The organism is Glycomyces sp. MUSA5-2, assembly GCF_037034145.1.
In the GTDB taxonomy this organism is placed as follows: Bacteria; Actinomycetota; Actinomycetes; order Mycobacteriales; family Micromonosporaceae; genus Glycomyces; species Glycomyces artemisiae.
Map to the genome: position 1 here is coordinate 372,588 of NZ_JBAGKG010000003.1, position 25,186 is coordinate 397,773.

General features: G+C 72.1%; 20 protein-coding genes. 15 read left to right on the plus strand and 5 right to left on the minus strand.

The features are described from left to right. Positions 1-279: 279 nt before the first annotated feature. Both WA640_RS11925 and WA640_RS11930 read right to left on the minus strand, forming a co-directional pair. Positions 280-1,227 (minus strand): phosphotransferase, encoded by a 948-nt coding sequence (locus tag WA640_RS11925; RefSeq protein ID WP_335987869.1) that lies wholly within the window; start codon positions 1,225-1,227, stop codon positions 280-282. A gap of 49 nt (positions 1,228-1,276) precedes the next feature. Next, complete coding sequence (locus WA640_RS11930; RefSeq protein WP_335987870.1) at positions 1,277-2,491, minus strand: cytochrome P450; 1,215 nt, start codon at positions 2,489-2,491, stop codon at positions 1,277-1,279. Between the two features lie 169 nt (positions 2,492-2,660). On the opposite strand from WA640_RS11930, the gene WA640_RS11935 reads away from it, so the two are divergent. Then, the gene (locus tag WA640_RS11935; protein ID WP_335987871.1) at positions 2,661-3,494 is read left to right on the plus strand and encodes an FHA domain-containing protein; all 834 of its coding nucleotides are present in this window, start codon (positions 2,661-2,663) and stop codon (positions 3,492-3,494) included. Here WA640_RS11935 and WA640_RS11940 read toward each other — a convergent pair. Beyond that, the gene (locus tag WA640_RS11940; RefSeq protein ID WP_335987872.1) at positions 3,491-4,975 is read right to left on the minus strand and encodes a serine/threonine-protein kinase; all 1,485 of its coding nucleotides are present in this window, start codon (positions 4,973-4,975) and stop codon (positions 3,491-3,493) included. The genes WA640_RS11935 and WA640_RS11940 overlap by 4 nt on opposite strands. Positions 4,976-5,177: 202 nt before the next feature. Between WA640_RS11940 and WA640_RS11945 the strand changes: the two genes are divergently transcribed. The 8 genes from WA640_RS11945 (at position 5,178) to WA640_RS11980 (ending at position 15,874) form a co-directional block, all read left to right on the plus strand. Continuing rightward, positions 5,178-6,041: a serine/threonine-protein kinase gene (locus WA640_RS11945; protein ID WP_335988269.1), complete on the plus strand. Its 864-nt coding sequence runs from the start codon at positions 5,178-5,180 to the stop codon at positions 6,039-6,041. 2 nt (positions 6,042-6,043) lie between these two features. Further along, on the plus strand, positions 6,044-7,618 hold the full coding sequence (locus WA640_RS11950) for a hypothetical protein (RefSeq protein ID WP_335987873.1): 1,575 nt from the start codon (positions 6,044-6,046) through the stop codon (positions 7,616-7,618). Between the two features lie 468 nt (positions 7,619-8,086). Beyond that, positions 8,087-10,603 (plus strand): Hsp70 family protein, encoded by a 2,517-nt coding sequence (locus WA640_RS11955; protein WP_335987874.1) that lies wholly within the window; start codon positions 8,087-8,089, stop codon positions 10,601-10,603. Continuing rightward, positions 10,600-11,475, plus strand: a complete 876-nt coding sequence (locus WA640_RS11960; RefSeq protein ID WP_335987875.1) for an OmpA family protein — start codon at positions 10,600-10,602, stop codon at positions 11,473-11,475. The genes WA640_RS11955 and WA640_RS11960 overlap by 4 nt, the downstream gene beginning before the upstream one ends. A 123-nt stretch (positions 11,476-11,598) precedes the next feature. After that, positions 11,599-12,066 carry a carboxymuconolactone decarboxylase family protein gene (locus tag WA640_RS11965; protein WP_335987876.1) on the plus strand — a complete coding sequence of 156 codons (468 nt, stop codon included), beginning with the start codon at positions 11,599-11,601 and terminating at the stop codon, positions 12,064-12,066. 233 nt (positions 12,067-12,299) lie between these two features. Next, the gene (locus WA640_RS11970; RefSeq protein WP_335987877.1) at positions 12,300-13,364 is read left to right on the plus strand and encodes a saccharopine dehydrogenase NADP-binding domain-containing protein; all 1,065 of its coding nucleotides are present in this window, start codon (positions 12,300-12,302) and stop codon (positions 13,362-13,364) included. A gap of 76 nt (positions 13,365-13,440) precedes the next feature. Further along, positions 13,441-14,196 carry an SDR family NAD(P)-dependent oxidoreductase gene (locus WA640_RS11975; RefSeq protein WP_335987878.1) on the plus strand — a complete coding sequence of 252 codons (756 nt, stop codon included), beginning with the start codon at positions 13,441-13,443 and terminating at the stop codon, positions 14,194-14,196. Between the two features lies 1 nt (position 14,197). Continuing rightward, on the plus strand, positions 14,198-15,874 hold the full coding sequence (locus WA640_RS11980) for a hypothetical protein (protein ID WP_335987879.1): 1,677 nt from the start codon (positions 14,198-14,200) through the stop codon (positions 15,872-15,874). 42 nt (positions 15,875-15,916) lie between these two features. Here the strand turns inward: WA640_RS11980 and WA640_RS11985 are convergent, their stop codons facing one another. Both WA640_RS11985 and WA640_RS11990 read right to left on the minus strand, forming a co-directional pair. Continuing rightward, positions 15,917-16,327 carry a hypothetical protein gene (locus WA640_RS11985; protein ID WP_146148030.1) on the minus strand — a complete coding sequence of 137 codons (411 nt, stop codon included), beginning with the start codon at positions 16,325-16,327 and terminating at the stop codon, positions 15,917-15,919. Positions 16,328-16,543: 216 nt separating this feature from the next. Next, a complete protein-coding gene (locus WA640_RS11990) occupies positions 16,544-17,107 on the minus strand; it encodes a TetR/AcrR family transcriptional regulator (protein ID WP_335987880.1) in 564 nt (187 codons plus the stop codon). Positions 17,108-17,187: 80 nt separating this feature from the next. Between WA640_RS11990 and WA640_RS11995 the strand changes: the two genes are divergently transcribed. From WA640_RS11995 to WA640_RS12020, 6 genes are all read left to right on the plus strand, one after another. Beyond that, entirely contained in the window at positions 17,188-18,090 is a 903-nt protein-coding gene (locus WA640_RS11995) for an SDR family oxidoreductase (RefSeq protein ID WP_335987881.1), read from the plus strand. A 92-nt stretch (positions 18,091-18,182) separates the two neighbouring features. Further along, entirely contained in the window at positions 18,183-19,238 is a 1,056-nt protein-coding gene (locus WA640_RS12000; RefSeq protein WP_335987882.1) for a glucose 1-dehydrogenase, read from the plus strand. A gap of 100 nt (positions 19,239-19,338) precedes the next feature. Continuing rightward, a complete protein-coding gene (locus tag WA640_RS12005) occupies positions 19,339-21,111 on the plus strand; it encodes an ABC transporter ATP-binding protein (RefSeq protein WP_335987883.1) in 1,773 nt (590 codons plus the stop codon). A gap of 172 nt (positions 21,112-21,283) precedes the next feature. Then, positions 21,284-22,033: an NUDIX hydrolase gene (locus WA640_RS12010; RefSeq protein ID WP_335987884.1), complete on the plus strand. Its 750-nt coding sequence runs from the start codon at positions 21,284-21,286 to the stop codon at positions 22,031-22,033. After that, positions 22,030-23,190: a 5'-methylthioadenosine/S-adenosylhomocysteine nucleosidase family protein gene (locus WA640_RS12015; RefSeq protein ID WP_335987885.1), complete on the plus strand. Its 1,161-nt coding sequence runs from the start codon at positions 22,030-22,032 to the stop codon at positions 23,188-23,190. Before WA640_RS12010 ends, WA640_RS12015 begins: the two co-directional genes overlap by 4 nt. After that, a complete protein-coding gene (locus WA640_RS12020) occupies positions 23,187-25,184 on the plus strand; it encodes a hypothetical protein (RefSeq protein WP_335987886.1) in 1,998 nt (665 codons plus the stop codon). The genes WA640_RS12015 and WA640_RS12020 overlap by 4 nt, the downstream gene beginning before the upstream one ends. Positions 25,185-25,186 lie beyond the last annotated feature (2 nt).

Below are 25,186 nucleotides of genomic sequence, written 5' to 3' on the forward strand. Positions count from 1 at the left end.
GGACGACCTTGCCGCGCGCCAGCGCGTACCTGGCGAACCCCGGCATCCCCGCGGCCCGGAACTGGGTGTGCGTGATGACCACCAGGTCGAGCTTGTCCGTTCGGTGCCCATGCAGCGCTTGCAGTTCGCTCGCGGCGCCGTCGGCGAGCACGACCCACAGGTCGTGGTCGGAGCGCTCGGAGGCGAGCCCGTCGTGGGCGTGCGATCCGATGAGGACCAGCCCGACGACCGCGGGGTCCGCGGTCGCGGTGCGAACGAACTCGTCGTACGTCAAGTCGGTCACCGGCGCCGCCCGATCCTCATCCAGTAGTCCTCGCGGCCGGTGTCGACCGGGAGCGGTTCGCCGCGGAACCCGTTGAGCCGGTTGAGCATGTACTCCATCGGGCCCGCCTGGGAAGACTGCCGGTAGAAGTCGAGGGCCCAGAGGCCGTTGACGATCACGAGGCACCGCAGCCGGTCCTCGACCGGCTCGCCCGCGAGGAGGTCGAGGTCGTGGTCGGCCTGGACGCGGGTGCTCGGCATGACCGGGGCCCACAGCACGTACCGGGCGAGCTCCCACATGGGATCGCCGTACATGGCCGCCTCCCAGTCGAAGACGCCCGCGATGCGGTCGCCTTCGACGGTGAAGTTGTCCGGGCCGAGGTCGCCGTGGACGAGCCTTCGGACCTCCGGGAGCCCGTCGGCGATGCCGAGGGCGGTCGCGGTGAGCTCCTCGGTCATCGCGATGTCGTCGAAGGAGCCGAGGGCGTTCCAGTCGGCGGGGAGCAGGGCGCGGAGCTGCGCCGCCCAGGTGGGGGCGGCCCCGTTCCCGGTGGCCGGGTCGATGGAGCCGTACCCCTCGGTCCCGGCGAGGTCGACGGCCGCGATGTCCTCGATGAGCGCCCGCACGACCGGGGCCATGCGGTGCTGGTGCGCCGCATCGGCTCCGGTGAGGTGGACGCCGCCGACACGGGCGGAGACGCACGCGTACGCGCCCTCGCCGACCGGGCCGACGTGCAGCACCTCGGGGACGGGCACCGGCGTGCCGCGCAGGCGGTCCGCGATCCAGGCGTCGCGGTCGAAGCCGTCACGGCGCGGCGCGATCCGCAGGACGAGGTCGCGGCCCCCCGCGCGGAAGCCGAACGCCTGCGAGACCTCGCCTTCGGTCAGCGGGGTCCAGTCGCCGATCGGGCCGAGGAGGTCGCGCATCGCCTGCGCGGCCTCCTCGCCGGAGAGTGCGGTCTTCACCGGCTCCACGGTAGGGCGTGGAGCCGGTCGCGCCAATCGGTTTTCCGCGTCACCAGGTGACGGGCAGTTCGCCGACGCCGTAGAAGTTCTGGTCGGTGCGCAGGGGGACCTGGGCGGCGGGGACTGCCAGGTGCAGGCCCGGGAGGCGCCGGATCAGCCGCTCGAAGGCGATGCGCATCTCGACGCGCGCGAGCTGCTGGCCGAGGCACTGGTGGACGCCGTGGCCGAACGTCATGTGGCCCTTGGCGTCCCCGGCGACGTCGAAGACGTCGGGTGCGGTGAACTGCTCGGGGTCGCGGTTGGCGGTCTGCACCGAGACGGTCATGAACTCGCCCGCCTTGATCTGCTCGCCTTCGAACTCGAAGTCCTCCCCGGCCTGGCGGATGATCCCGGTGTGGATCACGCCGACGTACCGCAGCAGCTCCTCGACGGCGTTCGCCATGAGCTCGGGCCGCTCGCGCAGGAGGTCCCACTGGTCGCGGTTCTCCAGGAGCGCCATGGTGCCGAGCCCGATCATCTTCGCGGTGGTCTCGTGTCCGGCGACGAGCAGGAGCAGCGCCATGCCGATGACCTCCTCCTCGGTCAGGTCCCGGTCGGCGGCGAGGTCGGAGAGGAGGTCGTCCTGCGGGTCGGCCCGCTTGGCGGCGACGAGGCCGGCGATGAAGCCCATGACGCGCTCGCTCGCGGCGGCCTTCTCCTCGGCGGAGACGGTCATGGTCATGATCGTGGCGGCGTCGGCGGTGAAGCGGCCCTGGTCGGACCGCGGCACGCCGAGGAGTTCGGAGATCACCAGGGCCGGCACGGGGAGCGCGAACTCGGCGACGAGGTCCGCGCCGCCGCCCGCCGCCTCCAGCGCGTCGAGCCGCTCCTCCACGATCTCGGCGACGCGCGGCTCCAGCAGCCGCATGCGGCGGACGGTGAAGACGCCGGTGAGCTTGCGGCGCAGGCGGGTGTGGTCTGCGCCGTCCATCTCGATGAACATTCCGGGCGTGACGGGCAGGTCGCCTTCGTAGTCGCCCATCGCCTCGACCTGGGGCATGGGGACGGGGACCTTGAGCGGGGCGCGCAGGCGCGACCGGAACCGGGTGTCGGCGAGGACCTTGCGGCCTAGGCGGTGGTCGGTGACGATCCACCCGAGCGTGCCGTCGGGGTGGTAGCGCAGGCGCCGCAGCGGGGCCTCCCGGTGGAGGGCCATGAGCGCGGCGGGCGGGTCGTAGCGGGTCTCGCGGTCGAGCGGGATGCCGTAGGGGACGGTGTCGTTCATCGGGGTCTCCTGACCGTGCGTCGGTGCGTTTCCACGTATAAACATAATATACGTATACACGTTTTTGATGCAAGCACTGCCGCGCATGCCTGCCCGGACTCGTGCGAGAGGGGTCCCGCCGCGGCCCGCCCATAATCGGATCCAGTACCGCCTGAGAGGAACGCCCGAGATGAGCACACCAGTCTTCCCGCCGCAGATCCTGCCGCCGTGGGTCCGCAGCCTCGCCGCGGGCGTCCCCGAGGCGCCCGACGACGCCACCGAGCCGCTGCCGCCCGCCCCGCTCGGCACCGTGTACGCCCTGGGCGAGGACGTCGGCTGGGTCGTGCCGCCGCGCCCCTTCGAGCTCCTCTTCGGACGCGACGAGGCCAACGTCAACATCCCCATGGGCGTCAAGGACAAGCGCATCTCCCGCATCCACGGCCGCCTCATCTGCCACGGCGCGGAGTGGACGATGCGCAACGAGGGCCGCCTGCCGATGCTCCTGCCCGGCGACACCATGCTCCTCGCGGGCCAGGAGCGGCTCATCGAGCACTCCTACACGCCCGTCTACATCGGCGACCTCTCGGAAGCCGTGCACTGCCTGGAGATCCGCCTCATCGGCGGCAAGCGCACCCCCGACGACGGCGCCGCCGACGACGAGACCGCCGTCCCCGGACGGCACGAGCTGAGCCCGGTCGAGCGGCTCGTCCTCACCTCACTCGCCCAGCGGTACCTGCGCGGACTGCCGCGGCCCCAGCCGGTCTCGTGGCGCCAGGTCGCCGACGACATGCGACGCACCGCCTTCGCGCAGGACCGCAGCTGGAGCGAGGGCACCGCCGCCCGTGTCGTCTCCGCGGTGCGCGAGCGCCTCTCCAGCCCCGAGTACCGGCCCCGCGTCGCCGGGCTCCTGCGCGACGAGGTCCTCGGCGAGCCGCTCGGGAACGCCTTGAACGACAACCTGATCCGCGCGCTCCTCCAGAGCGCCACGCTCGACCCGGGGGACCTCGCCGCGCTCGACGGCTAGAGCTCCTGGTAGCACATGATGTAGTAGATGACGTCGGTCGCGGGGTCCCACTGCTCGCCGTCCGGCGTGCTGTCGCTCCAGTAGTACTCGAAGTCGGTGGCCCGCGAATCCCCGCACGCCAGCCACGAGGCGTCGTCGTGGTCGGGCTGCGACGGGTTCGGGTCCTCCGGGTTCACCACGATCCGGTAGTAGTACTCGGCCGCGTCCGGCGAGTCGCAGGCGACGACCACCCACGTCTCGTCGTTGTCGGTCGTGCACTCGCCCACCAGCGGCCGCCGCTCCACCTGCTCGTCGCCGGTCACCGGCGGCGGGGCCGTCGGCTCCGCGCCCTCCTCGACCTCCTCGCCCGAGGTCTCCTCCGCGGCGACGCCGCTGCCCCCGCCGTCGCCCTCCGGGCCGAACGCCGACCACGCCAGGACCCCCGCCGCCAGCAGCAGCGACAGCACCGGCACGAGCAGGTGCAGCCAGTGCAGCCGGGCCGCGGGCGCCGACCGGACCAGCTCGGTCCGCTCGCCGGGCTCCGCGCGCAGCCGCTCCTGGATGTCCCGCAGGATCGGCAGCGCCGACCCCGCCTCGGTCACCCCCACCGTCTGCGCCAGCGCGCGCGCCAGCTCCCCGCAGGACCGGTACCGCTGCGCCGGGTCCACGTGCATCGCCTTGGCCACCACCGGGTCCAGGGCCGCCGGGAGCTGCGGGTGCAGCATCGTCACCGGCGTCAGGTCGCCCTCGCGCTGCGCCAGCTCCGCGGCGCTGTCGTCGAGGTGGTCGAACGGCCGCTGCCCGGTCAGGCAGTGGTAGAGCACCGCGCCCAGCGAGTACACGTCGCCCGCCCGCTCCGCGTCGGTCGCGGGCCGCTCCGCGGGCACGCCGGGGGCGTTCGGGTCCGCCGGGCCCGCGCTGTACACCTCCGGCGCGGTGTACCGGCGCGTGCCGATGCTCTCGCCCGCCACCGTCAGGTCCGGGCCCATGCGGTCCTTCGCGACCCCGAAGTCGCTCAAGTAGACGTGCCCCTCGGCGCCGAACAGGATGTTGGCGGGCTTGACGTCGCGGTGCACCACCCCGCGGTCGTGCGCGTAGTCCAGGGCCCGCGCCGCCTGAAGCACCACGTCCACCGCGGCCGCCAGGTCGAGGCGCTCGCGGGCCAGGCGCCGCCGCAGGTCGTCCTCGGCCCACGGCATCACCAGGTACAGCAGGTCGTCCTCGGCGGCCGACGCGCGGATCAGGTACATGATGTTCGGGTGCTCCAGCTCGGTCATCAGCTGGATCTCCCGCAGGAACCGCTGCCGGTACCCCGGATGCATCGACAGGTACCCGGCCATCGCCTTCACCGCCACCCGGCGGTGGTGCAGGCGCAGGTCCTCGGCGCGGAACACCTGGCTCAATCCGGTGGTGCTCGGCGGGTCCGCCGCCAGCCGGTACTCCGGGAGCAGCTCGCCGAGCCTGCGGCGCACGGGGGCGAACGGGTCGGAGGTCTCGTCCATAGGAACCGCCTTCGGGGGAGGAGGGCACGGAACGGGCGGCGCGAACCGGTGCAAACCGGCGCCCCCCGCAACCGCCCTCCATGAAAGCAGACCGCGCCGCCCGCCCGCGGCACCAGGTCCGGGACCCCTCCCGCGCACTTCTGGTTAGACATGTACCCGAAGGCAAGGGACGCACCGGGACCGGGAAGGAGGGCGCGCCGTGATGCTCAGCGAGGGCCAGCGGATCGCGGGCCAGTACACCGTCGAGCGGTACCTCGGCCAGGGCGCGTTCGCCGAGGTCTACCGGGTGCGCCACCGGTTCCTCGGACGCCAGGCCATGAAGGTCTTCAAGCACGTCGGCAGCCGCGACGCCGCCGAGGAGCTGCTCGAAGAGGCCGTGCTCCTCTCGCGGATCGGCCACCCGAACATCGTGCGGGTCTTCGACGCCGGGATCGCCGAGACCCCCGGCGGCCGCTCCGCGTTCTTCACCATGGAGTACGTCCCCGCCGGGAACCTGGAGCAGTACTGGGCCGCCCGCGGCGACCGGTTCACCCGGATCGGGGAGGCCGTGGACCTCCTGATCCAGATCTGCGACGGCCTCGCCGTCGCCCACGGCGAGCGCCCGCCGATCGTCCACCGCGACCTCACCCCGCAGAACGTCCTCGTCGGCTTCGACGACGACGGCCGCCCCCGCGTGCGCGTCAGCGACTTCGGGCTCGCCAAGCGCACCGACGCGTTCACCGGCCTCGCCAGCGCCCGCGGCACCCTCGCGTTCAAATCGCCTGAAGCCCTGCGCTACCGCAAAGGCGACTCCCCGGCCGGGGACGTGTGGGCCGTCGGCGCCATCGCCTACCTGCTGCTCACCGACACGCTCCCGTTCCACGACGACAGCTCCCCGGTCGCCTTCTTCGGCGTCCCCCGCGACGCCCCGCCGCCGTCCCCGCAGATCCGCAACCCCGAAGTCGACGACGAACTCGCCCGGACCGTCCTCCACGCCCTGGAGCCGAACCCCGCCCGCCGCGCCGCCGACGCGGCCGAGCTGGGACGGCTGCTCCGCGGCTGGCGCAACCCAGAAACGAGGCAATGACCATGGCTGGCAAGGCACAGGCCCCGCACGCCCGCACCGGCGCGCCCCGGCGGGAACTCGACCGCGTGCTCGCCCCGCTCGCGGGCCGGGCCCTCTACCGCGACAACGTCTTCCGCATCACCGGCCTGCCCTCCGACGCGACGCCCCGCCAGGTCCGCCGCGCCCGCGAGGAGCGCACCAACCCCTACTACGAGCCGCCCGCCGCGACCCGCGACGCGCCGCTGCCGCCCTCCACCGACCCCGACGAGGTCCACCACGCCTTCGAGGGCCTGCGCGACCCCCTCGCCCGCCTCGTCCACGAACTGCTCTGGCTCCGGCCGAATCTCGGCCCCGACCACCACCACAACGCCGCCGTCCGCACCCACTGCGCCGCCATCGAAGCCGCCGCCGCGGGCGAGGCCGCCCCCGCCCTGTGGGCCGCCGCCCTCGCCTCCTGGGACCGCGTCTTCGCCGACCGCGACACCTGGCGCTGGGCCCGCCAGCGCGTGCGCGCCATCGACGACCCCCGCCTGGACGTCGACGTCGTGACCACCCTCAAGACCCGCCTCCCCGAGCTCATCGCGGCCGTCAGCTTCGCGCTGGCCGCCGCGGCGGCGGCCGACGGCGACACTGATGCCGCCGCGCGGCACGTCGCGCACCTCGACGAGGCCGGTTTCCGCGAGGGCCCTGTCAAGCGCGCCCGCCGCGCCGCCGTCGCCCCCGCCGAGGCCCGCGTCAAGGCCGCCTGCGAAGCGGCGGTCGAGCGCGGCGACGGGGCCGGACTCAAAGCGGTCCAGGCGCTCCTGTCCGACACGGCCGAGCCGCTGCGCGTCATCGAGGCGCTCCTCGGCCGCACCGACCCGCTCTCCCGCGCCTGCCGCGACGAGGTCGCCGGGACCGCCAACCGCTGCGCCGTGGGCTACTTCAACAAGCGCCGCAAGGACAACGGCGTCTCCCGCGTCCTGGAGCGGGCCCGCACGATCGCCGCATCCGACGCGGTCGCCGCGCTCATCGACGACAACCTGGCGGTCGTCAAGACCGAGCCGATCCTCGGCACGGTCGAGCCGCTGCTGAAGCAGAACAGGATCGACGCCGCGGCCGCGCGCCTGCGCGCCTGGCACCGCTTCACGAAGGACCCCGTCCGCAAGGCCGCCCTCGCGGAGATCCTCGCCGACCCGCGCAGGCTCTGCGGCGAGATCCGGGAGGCGAACCTCGGCGGCTGCCTGTTCTTCTTCGGCGCCAAGCAGTACGGCGCCCGCGACCACCGCAGCACCACCCCGGGCGTGCGCACCCACGTCACCACCCTGTACCTGACGTTCCTGTGGATCCCCCTGGTGCCCTTGAGCGCCCACATCGTCGGGTACGACACCGCCACCTGGGGCCGGGTCTACGGCGGCCGCGTCCCTCTCAGCGGCGCCGCCCGCGTCTACCGTGTGCTGTTCCTCATCGCCGCGCCCGCGCTGATCGCCCTGCGCTTTGCCGGACCGGGCTGGGCACTGTGGACGGCGGCGATGGCTGGAGCCGTTGCGGCCGTCGCGCTCTGCGGGCGCGCGCTCTCCTTCGACGCGTGGGCCCGCAAGCAGGAGGCGGCCCGATGAGCGTCCTCGCGTCCCTGCGCCAGCGCCGGTTCCCCGCCGAGTTCCGCATCGCGCCGCCCGGTCCGGTTCCCGACGAGGCACCGGAGCCGCCCGCGGCGGCGCCGGTCCCCGCGGACCCGTCGGACCTGACCGACCGCGACCTGTGCGAGATCGTCACGCAGCTGTGGCGCACCACCCGCAAGATCGACGACCGCGGCGGCGCGGTCGACGTGCCGCGCAACCAAAGACAGGCCAACCGGCATCTGCGCCAGGCGTGGGACCGCCTGGCCGAGGCGGGCATCCGCGTCAAGGACTACGACGGGGCCCGCTTCGACCCCGGTCTCGACCTCGAAGTCATCGCCTATCAGGAGGAGCCCGGCGCCGTCGGGCAGACGGTCCTGGAGACCGTCCGGCCGGCCGTCGTGCGCGGCGGCAGGCGCATCCAGGCCCCGCAAGTGATCGTCGCAATCCCGACCAAGGAGACCGCCCATGGCGACTTACCGCGAGACCGTCGACTTCGGCATCGACCTCGGCACCACCAACAGCGCCATCGCCCGCGCCGAGGGCGCCGACGCGGTGGTGGTCCGGAACAACCGCCAGCGCGAGTTCACGCCGTCGGCCGTGTACGTGGCCGCCTCGGGGGCCGTCATCGTCGGCGACGCCGCCCGCGACCGGATCGAGGCGGACCCCGACAACGCGTGCGCGGAGTTCAAGCTCCGCATGGGCACCCGCGGCGAGCACAAGCGGTTCAAGGCCTCCGGGCGGTCCATGACCCCGGAGGACCTGTCGGCTGAAGTCCTGAAGTCCTTGCGCACCAACGTGTCCAGCACCGACGGCGACGAGGTCGAGGCCGCGGTCATCACCATCCCGGCCGCCTTCGAACTCGACCAGTGCGACGCCACTGGCCGGGCCGCGGAACTGGCGGGCCTGCGCTTCGCGCCGCTCCTCCAGGAGCCGACCGCCGCCGCCTGGGCGTACAGCGTCAACAACGCCCCGCAGAAGGCGTTCTGGCTCGTCTACGACTTCGGCGGCGGCACCTTCGACGCCTCCGTCGTGAAGGTCCAGGACGGCGAGTTCACCGTGGTCAACCACGCGGGGGACAACTTCCTCGGCGGGAAGCGGGCGGACTGGGCCCTCGTCGACGAGAGCCTGATCCCGAAGGCGCGCAGCGCGCTCGGCATCGACCTCGACCGCGAGAACCCGCGGGTGCGCGGGAACATCGCGAAGCTGAAGGCGGCCGCGGAGTTCGCGAAGATTGAGCTGTCGCGCGCCCCGTCCGCGGAGGTCTACGTGGAGCTGCGCCGCGAGGACGGGTCCACCGCCGAGTTCGCGCACGAGCTGACCCGCGACGACGTCGACCGGGTCACGCGGCCGCTCGTGGAGACCTCGATCGAGCTGTGCCGCAAGGCCCTCGCCGAGAGCCGCACCCGCGCCGCCGACATCGAGCGGGTGATCCTCGTCGGCGGCATGACCCAGGTGCCGGTGCTGCGGGAGATGCTCGCCCACCCCGTCGAGGGGCTCGGCATCCCGCTCGACCACTCGCTGGACCCGGTCACCGTGGTCGCCCGCGGCGCCGCGATCTTCGCCGGGACGCAGCGCATTCCCAAGGCCGCCAGGGCCGCCCGCCCCGTCGAGGTCGGCCAGGTGCGCCTGGACCTGGAGTTCGCGGCGGTCGGCCAGGACGTCGACCCGCTCGTGGGCGGGCGCGCCGCGGCCGATACCGAGCGCGACTGGACCGGGTGGACCGTCGAGTTCGACGACACCGAATCCGACGAGGGCTGGACCAGCGGGAAGGTCCCGCTGCGGCCCGACGGCGCGTTCAGCACCCGCCTGTTCGCGCAGGAGCGCACCAGGACCACGTTCGCGATCACCCTGCGCGACCACCGCGGCGCGGCCGTCCCGACCGACACGCCGAGCCTCACCTACCGGCACGCCGACCTCGTCGGCTCCGCGCCGACGCTGAGCCACTCGATCCGGGTCGGCTACGCGGACAACACGACCGGGGTGATCCTCGCGAAGGGCACCGAGCTCCCGGCGAGCAAGACCATCGTCGCCTACACCACCGTGGCCGTGGACCGGAGCGCCGGGACCGGCCTGATCCTGGTGCCGCTCGGCTCGGGGGAGCGGCCCCGCGCCGACCGCAACACCGTCATCGGCTCGCTCGCACTGCACCCGACCGAGGTGCGCCGCAACGTGCCCGCCGGGAGCGAGGTCGAGGTGACGGTGCGCGTGGACACGAGCTTCGCGGCGAGCGCCGTCGCCTACGTGCCCGTGCTCGACGAGGAGTTCGACATCGACATCGACCTGTCCCGCTCGACCGCGCCGGGCCTTCCCGAGCTGCGCGCCGACCGCGCCGAACTGGAGCGCCGCTACGACGGGCTGCGCGAGGACGTGTCCGACACCGACGCGCCCGAGGCCCGGAACCTGCTGCACCGCTTCGAGTCCCAGGACGCCCTCACCGAGATCGACCGGCTCCTGCGCCAGGCCGAGGTGGACCCCGACGCGACCGCGACCTGCCAGGTGCGGCTGCGCGACGCCCACACCGTCCTCGACGAGGTGGAGGAGCACCTCGAACTCCCGCGCGCCGTGGACGACGCCGAGGCAACCCGCAAGGCGGTCAGGGAGATCGTCAAGGAGGCCGGGCAGGCCGAGCACCGCACCGACCTGCGCCGCGCCGAGGCCGAACTCGACGCCGCCATCGCCGAACGCGACCTCGTGCTCGTCCGCCGCCAAGCGGAGGAGCTGCGCCACCTCGCCGTGCGCCTCCTCGACGAGACCGGGCGCCTCCCCGTGGTCGTCTTCAGCTCCCTCGAACACGAACTCGCCGACCACCCCAGCCGCGAGGTGCAGCGGCACCTCGCCGAGGGCCGGCGCCGCCTCAACGACGGCGACGTCCACCATCTCGCCGCCGTCAACGCGAAGCTCCGCCCGTACCTGCCGGACGAGGCGGCCGGACTCGGCCTCGACGGCGGGCGCAGCACTGTGCGGGGAGGCGACCGCCGATGACCGCCGCGACCACCCGCGCCGCCCTCGCCGAAGCCGCCGGGCACGCCCGCGCCGGACGCTACGACCTGGCCCGCCGGGCCCTCGAACCCGTCGGCGACGACGCGGACGCGCTCGACCTCCTCGCCCGCGTCCACGCCCAGCAGGGCGACCTCGCCGCCGCCGACGGCTACTGGGCCCGCGTGCAGGCCCTCGACCCCGCGCACGAAGGCGCCCGCGAGGGCCGCCGCCGCATCCGCCGGATCTGGTCCCGCAGGCCCAAACCCGTGGCGCGCCGCGTCGGCGCGGTCGCCGCCGTGCTCCTCCTCATCGCCGCCGGGACCGCCGCCGGGCGCCTGCTCTCCCCTGCGCCCGAAGAGGGCCGCGCCGTCGCCGACGAGCTCGACCGCCTCGCGTCCGCAGTGGACGCCCTGGAGTCGACCGGGGCCCCCGAGCCGACCGAGGCACCGTCGACCGTCTCGCCGCTGGACCCGGTCCTCGCGTCCCTCCAGGACCCCCGCTGGACCGCGACCGCCGAGGACGGCCGCGTGTCCGTGGTCCTCGACGAGTCGCTGTTCCCGGACGGCGGCACCGCCCTCCCCGACGACAGCGGCGCCCTCCTCGCCGACCTCGCCGCCGCCGTCGAGGGCTTTCACGTCACCGTGGTCGGCCACACCAACGACATCCCCACCGGCCCCGGCAGCCGCTACGACGACAACGCCGCCCTGGGCCTCGCCCGCGCGCTCGCCGCCGCGCAGGCCCTCGCCGACGCTGACGGCCCGGCCCTCGCCGACATCGGCATCGCCACCGCCGGCGACGAGGACCCGCCCTACCCCAACGACACCGAGGCCGACCGCACCAGGAACCAGACCGTCACCTTCCTCGTGACCCCTTGACCGACCGGCGGCCGACCGTGGGGCCCGGCCGCCGGTCCCAACGTGACCCCGCACACCGCCGGTCACATCGGGGCGGGCGCATCCGTCATGGCAGTGAATCCGACGAACACTAAGGAGCACGCCATGGAAGCCCGCATCGACTACTACGCCAACCCCGTCGGCGCCAAGTTCGCGAAGCACCTCACGTCCGCCGCGCGGTCGCTCGAAGCCGCCCTGCCCGAAGGCATCGGCAATCTGGTGACCATCCGCGCCAGCCAGATCAACGGCTGCGGCGTGTGCCTCGACATGCACACCAAGGACGCCGTGCACGCCGGGGAGACCGCCGTCCGCGTCGCCCTCGTCGGCGCCTGGAGGGACGCGGTGGTCTACACCGAGGCCGAGAAGGCCGCGCTCGCGCTCACCGAGGCGGGCACCCGCATCGCCGACGGCGCGGGCGTCCCCGACGACGTGTGGGACAACGCGCGCAAGCACTTCGACGACGACCAGCTCGCCGCGCTCGTCTCGCTCATCGCCTCGATCAACGCCTACAACCGGCTCAACGCCCTCACCCAGACCCCGGCGGGGAACTACACCCCCGGCCAGTGGGGTTAGCGCACTCCGGCCGGGCCGGGCCAGGGTCTGTCCGATGGATCCGGACGGCCGCTATCCGGCCCGTTCGCCCGCTCGCCGCGTTGTCGGGGCCGCTGCATACAACACCGGTATGCAGCGGCCCCTCCGCCTTGCGAGCGAACGAACGGACTCGGATACCGACTCGCCGGGATCCATCGGACAGACCCTTGACCGAGTCCGCGCCCGGCCCGGCGCGGTCGCATAGGATCGGCCGCATGAGCACTGCGCTGGTCATCGGGTTGGGCGACATGGGGGAGCGGATCGCCGCGGACCTCGCCGCGAGCGGCTTCGTACGGCGGCTGGTCATCGCCAGCCGCTCCGAGCACAACGTCAATCAGGCGGCGGCGATCATCGCCAGCGCCTCCGACTGCCTCGTCGAGCCCGCGCCGCTCGACGCGACCCGCCTCGACGAGGTGGCCGCGCTCCTCGACCGGGTCCGCCCCGACGTCGTCGTCCAGTGCGCCTCGCTGCGCAGCCCGTGGGGCCTGGCCGACCGCGGCGACCCGGCCGCGAGCGCGATCGAGGCCGCCGGGCTCGCCCTGCGCCTGCCCTACCAGGTCCCCGTGGTGCTCAACGTGATGCGCGCGGCCAAGGAGGTCGGCCTGACCGCCCCGGTCGCGAACCTGTCGCTCCCCGACGTGACCGGCCCGGTCCTGGAGCGCATCGGCCTCGCGCCCGCGCTCGGCCTCGGCAACGCCGGGATGATCCAGCGCCGCGCGAGCGCCGTCCTCCGCGCCGAGGCGGGCGGGGGCGTGCCGCCGCTGGTCCGCGTCGTCGGCCACCACTCGCAGCTCACCGGCGTCATGACCGCCGACGACCCCGGCCCCGAGGACCGCGCCCGCGTCTACCTCGGCGAGGACGGCCGCCGCGAGGACGGCCTCGCCTACCAGGCGCCCGCGATCGACCCGGGCCTGCGCTGGAACTTCCTCACCGCCGCCACCGCCCTCCCCGTGATCGAAGCGCTGCTCCCGGAATCGAAGGTCCTGCGCTGGTCGGTGCCCGCCCCGGGCGGCCTGCCCGGCGGGTACCCGGTGCGGATCGACGGCGGCGCCGTCGAACTCGACCTCCCGCCCGGGACCTCCCTTCAGGACGCCGTGGCGTTCAACGAGCGGATGGCCCGCGCCGACGGCGTCGAGCGCATCGACCCCGACGGCACGGTCCATTTCACCGACGCCGCCCGCGAAGCGGTCGCCGGCCTCGCCCCCGACCTCGCCGAACCGCTCCCGGTCGCCGACATGGAGGCCCGCGCCGTTCTCCTCGACGAGGTCCTGGGCCTCTAGACCCGGACAACCGGTCAACCGGTTGGACGTTATGGTGGATTCCGGTGCGCACGCGCCTCGATTGAGAGGAATCCACATGGGCAGGCTCGACGGGAAGACCGCATTCATCACCGGGGCCGCCAACGGGATCGGGTACGCGGTCGCGGCCCGCTTCGCGGCCGAAGGCGCGCGCGTGGCCGTCGCCGACCGCGACGCCGACGCCGCCGCGAAGGCCGTCGCGCGGATCGGCGACCGGGCCCGCGCCATCACTGTGGACATCGCCGACGAGACCGCCGTGGCCGCCGCCTTCGCCGACCTCGCCGCCGCGGGATGGGCCCCCGACACGGTCGTCGCCAACGCCGCGGTCCAGCTGCTCGGCCAGGACGCGCAGGTCGCCGACCTCGACGTGGACGTGTGGCGCCGCACGATCGACGTCAACCTCACCGGCACGTTCCTCACCGTCAAGCACGCCGTCAGGACCATGCTGAAGTACGGCGGCGGCTCGATCATCCTCACCGGCAGCCCCACCGGGCTCAGCGGCGAAGGCAACGAGTTCGCCGCCTACAGCACCTCCAAGGCCGGCATCCACGGCCTCACCCGCACCACTGCGGCCGCCTACGCCCCCAACGGCATCCGCGTGAACACCGTGGTCCCCACCTACACCGAGACCAGCCTGGTCGCCGCCCTCTCCGACGACCCCGAGGCCCGCGCCGCCATCGTCTCCCGCATACCCCTCGGCCGCCCCGGCACGCCCGCCGACGTCGAGGGGATCATGGTGTTCCTCGCCAGCGACGAGAGCGCGTTCGCCACCGGCGGCCTCTTCCCCGTCGACGGCGGCATGACGGCACTCTGACATGGACACCTGGCGCACCACCTCCGCGACCTGGACCGCCGGCCCCTGGTCCCTCGCCCGCCGCGGCGCCGAACTCGCCGACATCGCCTACCGCGGCCGCCCCGTGATGCGCGCGATCCGCGCCGTCGCCCGCGACCAGGACTGGAACACCCCGGAATGGACGGTCGACGTCCTCGCCGACGACGACACCCTCTCCCTAGGGCTCCAGGCGGGCCCGCTGTCCGGCACGCTCACGGTCCGCGGCACCGCAGACGAACTGCTCATCGAACTCGACCTCGAAGCCGCGGAATCCTTCTCCACCAACCGGACCGGCCTCGTCGCCCTCCACCCGCCGCGCCTCGCCGGGACCGCCCTGCGGGCCACGCACCCGGACGGCACCGTGGAGGACACCGCGTTCCCCGCGGCCATCAGCCCGCACCAGCCGGTCTTCGACATCGCCGCGCTGGCCTGGGAGCACGACGGCCTCGCCGTTGAGGCGGTCTTCGCGGGCGAGGTCTTCGAGATGGAGGACCAGCGCAACTGGACCGACGCCTCCTACAAGACCTACTCCCGCCCGCTGGCACTCCCGTTCCCGTACGACCTCGCGGCGGGGGAGCGAGTCCGCCAATCGGTCACCTTGCACGCCAAGGAACTCCGACCGGCCGCGCCGCTCGCCGCCGACACCCGGATCGTCCTGTCCCCCGGCGGCGCCTTCCCGGAGACCGCCCTCGGCGCCGCCACCGGGCCCGATCCCGAGCCGGTCCCCGCGCCCCTCGGCACCGCCGTCCTCGTCGAACTCGACCTGTGGACCCCGAACTGGCCCGCCGCCCTCGAACGGGCCGCCAGTGCGGGCCTGCCGCTCGACGTCCGCGTCATCGCCCGTCCCGGCGCCGACCTCGACCTCCTCGCGGCGCACCTGGTGCCGCACTGGATCGCACGGGTCGGCCTGTTCGACCCCGACTCCCATGTCACCGCGAGCCTCGACGGCCTCCGCGCCGCCCTCGACCGCGCGGGCCTCCGGCCGCCGCTCGTCGCCGGGACCCGGGCCCACTTCACCGAGCTGAACCGCAACCCGGCGGCCGCACTCCCCGACGCCGACGCGCTCACATTCAGCACCACGCCGCTCTTCCACGACCCGAGCACCGAACAGCTCCTCGAAGCGGTGGCCGTGCAGCGCACGGTCGCCCTCCAGGCCGCCGCCTCCGGCCGACCCGTCTACATCGGACCGGTCACGCTCCGACCCCGCTTCAACAACGTCGCCGCCACAGCGAGCCTCGCGTCACCCCGCACCGACCTCGCCGCGGGCTACGGCCCCGAGTTCACCGGGGCCGCCGACCGGCGCCAGACCGACGACCCGCTCGCCGCGTGGACGATCGCCGCCGCCGCGGCCCTCGCCGTCCCCGGCGTCGCGGGCCTCGCCTGGTTCGAGGAGTGGGGGACCCGCGGCATCCGTTCCGCCGCAGGCGATCCGTACCCGGTCGCCGTGGTCCTGGAGACCCTCGCCGCCATGAACCCGGGGGAGCTGCTGTGGGGCGACAGCCCCGACGGCCTCGTCTGGGCCCTCGGCTCCCGCACCGGCCCTCGCACCCGCCTCGCCGCCGCCAACCTCGACCGCGAACCGCGCGCCTTCACCGTGGCCTTCGGCTCGGAAGAACTCCGCCTCACCCTCGGCCCGCTCGGCTGGGCCGCCATCGACTGACGCGGCGCGCCGGCCCGTGCGGGCCAGCGCGCCTGTCCAGGGTCAGACCGTGGTGGTCCACCAGTCGGAGTAGTCCCAGCCGTTGGCCGAGTTCCAGCCGAGGGACCAGCGGATGCGGTGGCCTTCGGTGAAGTCCTTGTTGCAGATGGTCCACGCCTTGGCCTGGCCGAGGGTGTCGATGCACTCGCCGGTGCGGGAGCCGTCGAGGTCGTACCAGCGGAGCTTCACGGAGTAGCCGTTGGCCGCGTTGTCCTTGACCCAGAGGATGTCGCCGCCGGGCTCGACGCAGCCCTCGACGTTGGGGGTGTAGCGGCGATCGGTGCAGGTGCCGGTCCAGTCGGCGTCCACGGCGTAGTTGATCTCGTCGGCGGCCATGGCCGGGGAGGCGATCCCGAGGACCGCGATCACCGAGAGTGCAAGCGCTCCCATAAGGGCGGCGATTCGCTGCTTCATTGCATTCCTTTCCGTACGCTCTGGCTCCCGCTCCGGTCCGATTCCGGGCGGGTCGCCGGGACACGCTGCGCGGCAGGGGGATCCGCGTCACACGACGGTGCCGCCTTGAAGACGCGCGAGCGCGGCCGCCGGTTGCTCCGGTCCCGAAACTTTCTGGGATCGATCCCATCGCGCCCGGCCCGACGCACCGCCTCGCTCAGTCCCTTGCAGCGGCCGTCAAGGGTTGAGCGCCGTCCGCAGCTCGCCGAGTGCCGCGCGCATGAGCACGGCCAGGTCCTCCGGCTCGTCCGCGGCGACCCACTGCACGTGGGCCACTTTGAACACCGCGATCCCGGCCTCCGCGGCGAGGCTCGCGGCGGGCTCGGCGACGCCGCGCTCCCGCAGGCCCGCGGCGAGCGCGGCGGCGAGGGACGCGAGCTTGACCGCCTCCCGTTCGCGCAGTTCGGCGTTGGCGGCGATCACGGCGTAGCGCCGCCGCGAGAACTCGTGCCGGTCGACGAAGAACGCGGCGGTGGCATCGAGGACCGCGGCCACGGTCTCCATCGGTGTCGCCGAGTCCGGCGCGGCCGCGACCGCGTCGGTGAGCCCGGTGTAGAGCGGGCTGGCGTCGGGGAACAGGACCTCGCGCTTGTCGCTGAAGTGGCGGTAGAAGGTCCGCTCGGTGAGCCCGGCGCGCGCGGCGATCTCGGCGACGGTGACCCGCTCGAACCCGTGCTCGGTGAACAGGTCCATCGCCGCCTGTTCGAGGCGCCCCCGCGCGTTCGGTTCCCACCTTGCCATGCCGCGATCATACCGATGTCAGGATCTGACATGACCGTGCTACGTTTGATGTCAGGAACTGACATCATGGAGGTCATCTCATGCGCGTCTTCATCACCGGCGGCTCGGGCTGGATCGGCTCCGGCGCGGTCCGCGCTCTCATCGCCGAGGGACACCAGGTCACGGGTCTCGCCCGCTCCGACGACTCCGCCGCCGCGCTCGCCGCCGCCGGGGCCGCCGTGCGCCGCGGCGACATCGGCGACCTGGGCGTCCTGCGCGACGAGGCCCTCGCGGCCGACGCCGTCGTCCACCTCGCCTTCCGCCACGACATCGCGTTCTCGGGCCGCTTCGACGAGGCCGTGGACGCCGACCGCGCCGCCGCCGAGGCGATCGGCGAGGCCCTCGCCGGGACCGGCAAGGCGTTCGGCCTCGCCTCCGGCGTCCCGGTCACCGAGGGCGCCGCCGCCACCGAGGCCGACGGCCACGACCTGGGCCCGGACGCGACCGGGCCCGCGCGCCGGTACGCCATCGGCGAGTACGTGCTCGGCCTCGCCGAGCGCGGCGTCCGCTCGATGGTCTTCCGCTTCCCGATCGTCTACGGCGCGGGCGACCCCGGCTTCACCGCCACGATGGTCCAGGTCGCCCGCGACAAGGGCCTGTCCGCGTGGATCGGCGAGGGGACCAACCGCTGGTCCGGCGTCCACCGCGACGACGCCGCCGACCTCGTGCGCCTCGCCGTCGAGCAGGCCCCGGCCGGGTCCACGCTCCACGTCGTCGGCGACGAGGGCGTCGCCATCCGCGACCTCGCCGCCGTGATCGGCAAGCGGCTCGGCATCCCGACCGGCTCGGTCGCGCCCGAGGACGCCGCCGCGCACTTCGGCTGGCTCGCGGGCTTCATCGGCGCCGACCGCGCCGCCTCCAGCGAGGCCACCCGCGAACTCCTCGGCTGGAAGCCCGAGCGCCCCGGCTTCCTCGCCGACCTTGAGGAGGGCCACTACTTCTAGGCCCCGCAAGTGCGTCCACTTCCCCGAGAACCCGGATAGATCCCTCATGAGCACGCATACTGGGGTGGTTTCGGGAAGGGGAGGTGGACGCCATGCGCGCGTTGACCGTCGAGCCCGGCGTCAAGGGATCGCTGGCGCTGGGGGACATGGACGAGCCGGTACCGGGCGAAGGGGAGCTGCTCGTCGACGCCATCGCGCTCGGCGTGTGCGGCACCGACCGGGAGCTCGCCGACGGCGAGTACGGCTGGGCCCCACCGGGGGCCGACCGGCTCGTCATCGGGCACGAGTCGCTCGGGCGGGTCCGCGAGGCCCCCGAGGGGAGCGGCTTCGCTCCCGGCGACCTCGTCGTCGGGGTGGTCCGCCGCCCCGACCCCGAGCCGTGCGGTGCGTGCGCGCGGGGCCTGTTCGACAACTGCCGCAACGGGAACTACACCGAGCGCGGCATCAAGGAGATCCACGGCTACGCCAGCGAGGTGTGGACCGTGGAGGCCGACTACGCCGTCAAGCTGGACCCGTCGCTCGCCGACGTCGGGGTGCTCCTGGAGCCGATGAGCGTACTCGTCAAGGCCTGGGAGCAGATCGACAAGGTGGGCGGGCGCTCGTGGTTCGACCCGCAGTCGGTGCTCGTCACCGGCGCCGGGCCGATCGGGCTCCTCGCCGCGCTCATCGGCTCGCAGCGCGGGCTCGACGTCCACGTCCTCGACCGCGCCCCCGACGGCGCGAAGCCCGAGCTGGTCGAGTCGCTCGGCGCGACCTACCACTACGAGGGCTTCCCGAAGGCGATCGAGGCGGTCGTCCCCGACATCGTCGTGGAGGCCACCGGCTCCGAGGCGCTCGTGTTCGACGCGATGGCCGCCACCGGGAACTTCGGCGTCACCTGCCTGACGGGCGTCTCGCCCGCGGGGCGGCGCATGAACGTCGACGCGGGCAGCCTCAACCGCGACATCGTCCTGGAGAACGACGTGGTCGTCGGCTCGGTCAACGCCAACCTCGACCACTGCACGCGGGCCGCGCAACTGCTCGCCGACTCCGACCGCGACTGGCTCCGCCGCCTCATCACCAAGCGCGTCCCCTTCGGGGACTACCAGGACGCCTTCCACGCCGGTTCGGGCGAGGTGAAGGTGGTCATCGACATCGAAGACGCCTGACGCGGACACACGGGAGGGGCGGGGCCGCGGCCCCGCCCCTCGGCGTATCGGTCCGCATACGGGATTGCCTGTCGACCGGCAGGTCCGTACGATCGGGGCCATGCATAAGAAAGCGCTTGCTCAAAGCGCCGTATTGCTCGACGGGGTCCATCCCGCCCGCTCTGTCCTCCGACTCCTCACCCGCCGCCCCTGGCGCCTGACCGCCGCGTTCGCCGCGTTCGCAGTCAAGGAGGTCCCGCTATGGTTCCTGCCGGTCGTCACCGCCGCGATCATCGACCTGGTCTCCTCGGACGGGTCGGTCGGCGAGGTCCTGGGCTGGCTCGCCGTCGCCGCGGTCCTGCTAATCCAGAACTACCCCAACCACATTGTCTACACGCGCAACTTCATGACCGTGGTCCGCGACACCGGTGCCGACCTGCGCAACGCGCTCGCCGCGCGCCTCCAGAGCCTCTCGATCGGCTACTACACGCGTACGAGCGCCTCGATCGTCCAGAACAAGGTCGTGCGCGACGTCGAGAACGTCGAGCAGATGCTCCAGCAGATGACCCACCCGCTCCTGTCGTCCACGATGGTCCTCGCGGGTGCGATCACCATGACCGCCGTCGCCGTCCCTCAGTTCCTGCCGATCTACGCGCTCACCGTCCCCATCGCGATCGGCCTGCGCGCGGCCCTCAAGCGTCGCTCGCGTGCACGCAACGAGCGGTTCCGCCGCGAGATGGAGGGATTCGCCGCGCGCGTCGGTGAAATGGCATCGCTGATCCCCGTCACTCGTGCGCACGGCCTGGAGCAGACCGCGGTCTCGCGCGTCGCCTCCGGCGCCGACGGCGTGCGCCGGGCCGGGCTCCACCTCGACATGCTCAACGGGCACGTCGCCTCGATCTCCTGGGTCACCATGCAGATCCTCGGCGTCGGCTGCCTCGGCCTCGCCGCGGTCTTCGCGATCACCGGATTCCTGCCGATCAGCCCCGGCGAGGTCGTGCTCCTGTCGACGTACTTCGCGCTGCTGACGCAGGGCCTGACGAACCTGCTCATGCTCATCCCGATCGGCGCCCGCGGAATGGAGTCGGTGCGCTCGATCGCCGAAGTCCTCCAAGACCCCGACATCGAGCAGAACGAGGGCAAGCGCGCTGTCGCGACCGTCGAGGGCCGCCTCGTCCTCGACCGCGTCTCCCATCGCTATGCCGGGGCCGACACCGAAGCGGTGCAAGAGGTCTCGCTCGACATCGAGGCGGGCACCACGGTCGCGTTCGTCGGCCCCTCCGGCTCCGGCAAGTCCACCCTGTTCAATCTCGTCCTCGGGTTCGTGCGACCCACCTCCGGGCGAATCCTCCTGGACGGCACTGACATGCAGGAACTCGACTTGCGCACCGCGCGGCGCTTCACCTCCGTCGTCCCGCAGGAGTCCGTCCTGTTCGAGGGAACGATCCGCGAGAACATCGGCTACGGCATGGACGCCAGCGAGGACCGGATTACCGCGGCTCTCAAGGACGCCAACGCCTGGGAGTTCGTGGGAGACCTCCCGGACGGGCTCGACACCATAGTCGGCGAGCGCGGCGCGCGCCTGTCCGGCGGCCAGCGCCAGCGTCTCGCCATCGCCCGCGCGCTTGTGCGCGACCCGCGGATCCTGCTCCTCGACGAGGCCACCTCCGCGCTCGACCCCGAAGCCGAAGAACTGGTCAAGGAGGCCCTCGTCCGCCTGATGCGAGGCCGCACCACCCTGGTCGTGGCCCACCGGCTCTCGACCATCCGGCAGGCGGACGTCATCGTGGTCCTCGACCGCGGCCGCATTGTCGAGCAGGGTTCCCACGCCGAACTCCTCGACGCCGCCGGCCGCTACGCCGAGATGCACCTGACCCAGACCGGCACCCGCTGACACCCGGTCCCGCCGGGCGCCCGGCGGGACCGGGCACCTCTGCTCTCCTCCGTCCCTTTCGGCCCTGCAGTCCCACCGATCGGGTGAATGGCGAGGTTCTGACAAGTTCTCTGCGCGCCAGGGGTTGTGGTCCGGCGTTCGCGTCGCTATCTTTACTGTCAGTGTGACAGTTATGGGAGGCATGATGGCAGATTCCGAAGACGAATGGGAGGCGCCCCGCATCCTGGTCGCGGTGGACTTGGTCATCCTCACGCTTCGCGCTGGCGAGTTCCACGTGCTCCTCATCGAACGCGGCGTCGAACCGTTCCGAGGTCAGCAGGCGCTCCCGGGCGGATTTCTCAACAACGCAAGCGAGCACGTCTTCGACGCCGCGCTCCGCGAACTCCGCGAGGAAGCCGACCTCGACGGCACCCGCCTGCACATCGAACAGCTCGGGGCCTACGGCGCGCCAGATCGCGATCCCCGCGGACGAGTTCTTTCGGTCGCCTACCTCGCGATCGCACCTGGCCTGCCCGAACCGGTAGCCGGCACCGACGCCTCCGCGGCCTCGTGGACCCTGGTTGAGAAGATCCTCAGCGGGGACATCCGGCTCGCATTCGACCACCGGGACATCCTCGACGATGCGATCGAACGCGCTCGCTCCAAACTCGAACACACCCCGCTCGCCACAGCCTTCTGCGGTGAGATCTTCACGATCGCCGAACTGCGTCGCGTCTACGAGGCCGTCTGGGGGTCCGAGATCGATGAGCGCAACTTCTACCGGAAAGTGCAGAACGTCCCGGGTTTTATCGAACCCGTCGGCATGGACAAGCGCGTGACCAGGGGACGTCCTGCACGCGTGTTCCGAGCCGGACCGGCAACAATCCTCCACCCCCCGCTTAGTCGTCCTGAACCCGCGACCGAACTAGAGGACATGCAATGACCGACACCGACACCGTCGTCGTCTTGACGGCGCTCAACCTCGAATACCAGGCGGTCCGCCGCCACCTCGTTGACGTTGAACGCCACCGCCACAGTGCGGGCACCCGCTTCGAGGTCGGCACCATCGAGGGCACCGGAGCCCGCATCGCCCTAGCCCTCACCGGTGTGGGCAACCCGACCTCCGCCGTGCTCGCCGAACGGGCGTTCAGAGAGTTCGAACCGGCGGCCGTGCTCTTTGTCGGCGTTGCAGGCGCGCTCTGGGAATCACCGGACCTCGGAGACGTCGTCGTAGCCTCCAGGGTCTACGCCTACCACAGCACCACCGGCGCAGACAGCGGACTCAAGGCCCGCCCTCGGGCCTGGGAGACCGCACACGACCTGTACCAGCTCGCGCAGGAACTCGCTCGCAACGACGCCTGGCGCAAGCGCCTCCCGGACGACGCAGGGGCACCGAACATCACGTTCGGACCGATCGCGGCCGGCGAGATGGTGCAGTACTCCAAGCGGTCCGTCGAAGCCGAATGGATCCGCCAGCACTATAACGACGCCATGGCCATCGAGATGGAGGGCGCGGGCGTCTCTCAGGCCGGGCACCTCAACGCCGCCCCGGTCGCGATCGTGCGCGGACTGAGCGACCGAGCGGGGGCCGACAAGACCGCCGAGTCCGATCGCGAGCTCCAGCCCCGCGCGGCCGCCAACGCCGCCGCATTTGCCGTCCACCTCGCGGCGGCGCTCCTCGAAGAACGGAAGGATCCCGAGATGGCACAACGGCGAACCGGCGCCAACGCTGCTGAATCCAGCACCTCGGTCAGCAATTGGTCATCAGGGAACGTCGGCATCCAAGCCGGCAGCGTCACCGAAAGCACCGTCTGGCTGCACACGCCCCCGGCTGCCGGCCTGGTCGACCGCCTCTCGGCGCTGGCGGAGATCCGGAATCTGCTCGACGTCGCCCGTCGCCAGGGCACGGTCGACGAGGACACCTACCAAGCCGCCCGCGTCGAGCTCGACTGCGCCGAGTCCGGCCTCCGCGACATTGACGAGTCCGGCAGCAAGCAGGCGCTGCTGTCACTCAAGCGGCTCCGCGGCCTCCTGGCCGACGCGACCGAACTCTCGGCGAAGCTCGCCGTGGTGATCGATGCGGTGAGCGCCCGGTCATGAACACAGCATTCACAACCCCCGTCCCGCCCCACGTCCGCACCTCCAATACTGCGAACGGCGGCAACGTCGGAATCCAGGCGGGAGTGGTCCACAACTCCACCGTCTACATGCTCCCCGACAACGCGACGCCCGAGGATGAGTTCGAACTCGGCTGCCGTTACCTGGCGGACGGCGTTCCGCCGAAGGCCCAGGAGCACATCGGTGCCGCGCTCGCAGGCGGATTCGACAACGCCAAGGTCCGTTTCCATTGGGTCCTCGCCATGCTGAGCAAACGGTCGTTCCGCGATCTCGAACGCCACGAACGCGAACGGCTCGTGCGGCTCGGGGCGCAGGTCCTCGTCCTTCCGAAAGACCGGTACAGGGAAGCGCTCGAAGCGGTCACCGAACTGATCGTTCAGCTCAGCCGCAGGGAACCTGACATTGAATCGGCCGAGAAGCGACTGCTCCTCCTCGACACCGATCTGCTGGACGCGATTCAAGATCACCTCATCCACGTCCTGTCCGGCGCGACGCAGGACAAGCTGTGGGACCGGGCGAGGCGCCGGGCGAGGGGCGAGCAGTTCGCAGCCGATCGCCTGAACAGAATCTGGGCTTATTTCCACCCCAACCCCATTGGAGCGCGCGCCCGTCGTCCGGACGCCCCGCAGTACGCGCGTGAGGCTCGCGCCGAGGGTTACGCGGCTCTCGGCGCCGCGGCAGCGGGCGCCGCCTACCTGGCCTGGGTGCTGGGTTCGAACGCGGAGTTCATCGGCATCCTGTCGGTCTGCATTGGATCCGTCGCAGGGTACTTCGGGGTGCGGGTGGGCTACGAATGGGCCTACAACTCGTCACGGATTAGATTGGAGGACGCCAGGAACACCTCCAGCCGCGCATCGCAGCCGCTGCGAGGCGACGGGTTCGCAAGCCAGGTGGGGCATTCCTTCGACCACTATTTCGCCAAATACCGGCCGAACGGTTGGGATTACCATGAATGGCTGGCCGAGACTGATGGGGTCCGCGGCCGGCTTCGGGACGAGATCGCCGAGGTGTACCGAGAGCAGACGACGCCGATCGGGCGCGTCAACTGGCTCATCGGATACCTCGCATCGGACGTGCGGCACAGGTGGCTCGACGGCACGCTCTACGCTTATCATGAGCGGCTTCGAGTCCCATTGCTGGTCAAGGCCAAAGCCACCGCCCTGCTTGCACTCGCGACGGTGGCGACGGCGAACGTCGTGATCCGGGCAGTCCCACTCGCGCCGTTCACCGCGACAATCGCCGCCGTGGCGCTCATTGCGAGAGGTGTCTTCGCCTGCCGACTGTGGTTTCACATCAAGTCCGAAGATCGACGGGCGGTCGACGACCAGTCCGACTACAACCGTCGTCTCGAAGAGCGGACTGCCGAGTACGAGCGCTGGAACGCGAAGCTCAGGGCCACTCGACCGAACGAGACCGAGATGGAGTCCTGGCTGACCTGCGACAAGACGATGCTCATCGACCAGGCGCTCAAGCATTACCGTCTCTCATGGAGCGATGTGATCACGCATGCGGTATTCCAAAGTCCCGTGCCAAAAAGCAAACGCGCGCGGAAGCTCCGCGGTCCGTGGCGCTACTCCAAGTACCGGCTTCGGCTGTTCCTCCTCACCAACGATGGCGTCCGGGAAGTGATGAGCGAGCTCGACTTCGAGCGGGCCGCCTTCAGCGGACAGGAGCGGAACAACTTCCGCTTCGACGCGCTCTCCTCCGTGTACGTCGCCGAAGAGCCCGACGCGACTCGGACGCTCAAACTGACCTTGACCAACGGCCCCACCAGGACGATCGACGTGACCGGGCCGGAGTCAGCGGTTTCGGAGCCGCTCGATTTCGACGCCCCTGCGGACGACCCTCGCGAGGTTTTGGAACTCAACCTCGCTACCGCGGGGTTCACCCACGCTCTCCGGCTGCTCGAAGGCATCGCCGCCGAAGGCAAGGAATGGATCAGGCAGGGGGACCTGCGCGAGGCGCCCGCCGGTTGAGA

What these genes read in the sequence shown, in the direction of transcription:
- WA640_RS11960 (WP_335987875.1), top strand. Translation starts at nt 10,600, where the DNA reads ATGACCGCCGCGACCACCCGCGCCGCCCTCGCCGAAGCCGCCGGGCAC.
- WA640_RS11980 (WP_335987879.1), top strand. Translation starts at nt 14,198, where the DNA reads ATGGACACCTGGCGCACCACCTCCGCGACCTGGACCGCCGGCCCCTGG.
- WA640_RS12015 (WP_335987885.1), top strand. Translation starts at nt 22,030, where the DNA reads ATGACCGACACCGACACCGTCGTCGTCTTGACGGCGCTCAACCTCGAA.
- WA640_RS11995 (WP_335987881.1), top strand. Translation starts at nt 17,188, where the DNA reads ATGCGCGTCTTCATCACCGGCGGCTCGGGCTGGATCGGCTCCGGCGCG.
- WA640_RS12010 (WP_335987884.1), top strand. Translation starts at nt 21,284, where the DNA reads ATGGGAGGCATGATGGCAGATTCCGAAGACGAATGGGAGGCGCCCCGC.
- WA640_RS11940 (WP_335987872.1), bottom strand. Translation starts at nt 4,975, where the DNA reads ATGGACGAGACCTCCGACCCGTTCGCCCCCGTGCGCCGCAGGCTCGGC.
- WA640_RS11975 (WP_335987878.1), top strand. Translation starts at nt 13,441, where the DNA reads ATGGGCAGGCTCGACGGGAAGACCGCATTCATCACCGGGGCCGCCAAC.
- WA640_RS11990 (WP_335987880.1), bottom strand. Translation starts at nt 17,107, where the DNA reads ATGGCAAGGTGGGAACCGAACGCGCGGGGGCGCCTCGAACAGGCGGCG.
- WA640_RS11935 (WP_335987871.1), top strand. Translation starts at nt 2,661, where the DNA reads ATGAGCACACCAGTCTTCCCGCCGCAGATCCTGCCGCCGTGGGTCCGC.
- WA640_RS11950 (WP_335987873.1), top strand. Translation starts at nt 6,044, where the DNA reads ATGGCTGGCAAGGCACAGGCCCCGCACGCCCGCACCGGCGCGCCCCGG.
- WA640_RS11930 (WP_335987870.1), bottom strand. Translation starts at nt 2,491, where the DNA reads ATGAACGACACCGTCCCCTACGGCATCCCGCTCGACCGCGAGACCCGC.
- WA640_RS11970 (WP_335987877.1), top strand. Translation starts at nt 12,300, where the DNA reads ATGAGCACTGCGCTGGTCATCGGGTTGGGCGACATGGGGGAGCGGATC.
- WA640_RS12000 (WP_335987882.1), top strand. Translation starts at nt 18,183, where the DNA reads ATGCGCGCGTTGACCGTCGAGCCCGGCGTCAAGGGATCGCTGGCGCTG.
- WA640_RS11985 (WP_146148030.1), bottom strand. Translation starts at nt 16,327, where the DNA reads ATGAAGCAGCGAATCGCCGCCCTTATGGGAGCGCTTGCACTCTCGGTG.
- WA640_RS11945 (WP_335988269.1), top strand. Translation starts at nt 5,178, where the DNA reads ATGCTCAGCGAGGGCCAGCGGATCGCGGGCCAGTACACCGTCGAGCGG.
- WA640_RS12020 (WP_335987886.1), top strand. Translation starts at nt 23,187, where the DNA reads ATGAACACAGCATTCACAACCCCCGTCCCGCCCCACGTCCGCACCTCC.
- WA640_RS12005 (WP_335987883.1), top strand. Translation starts at nt 19,339, where the DNA reads ATGCATAAGAAAGCGCTTGCTCAAAGCGCCGTATTGCTCGACGGGGTC.
- WA640_RS11965 (WP_335987876.1), top strand. Translation starts at nt 11,599, where the DNA reads ATGGAAGCCCGCATCGACTACTACGCCAACCCCGTCGGCGCCAAGTTC.
- WA640_RS11955 (WP_335987874.1), top strand. Translation starts at nt 8,087, where the DNA reads ATGGCGACTTACCGCGAGACCGTCGACTTCGGCATCGACCTCGGCACC.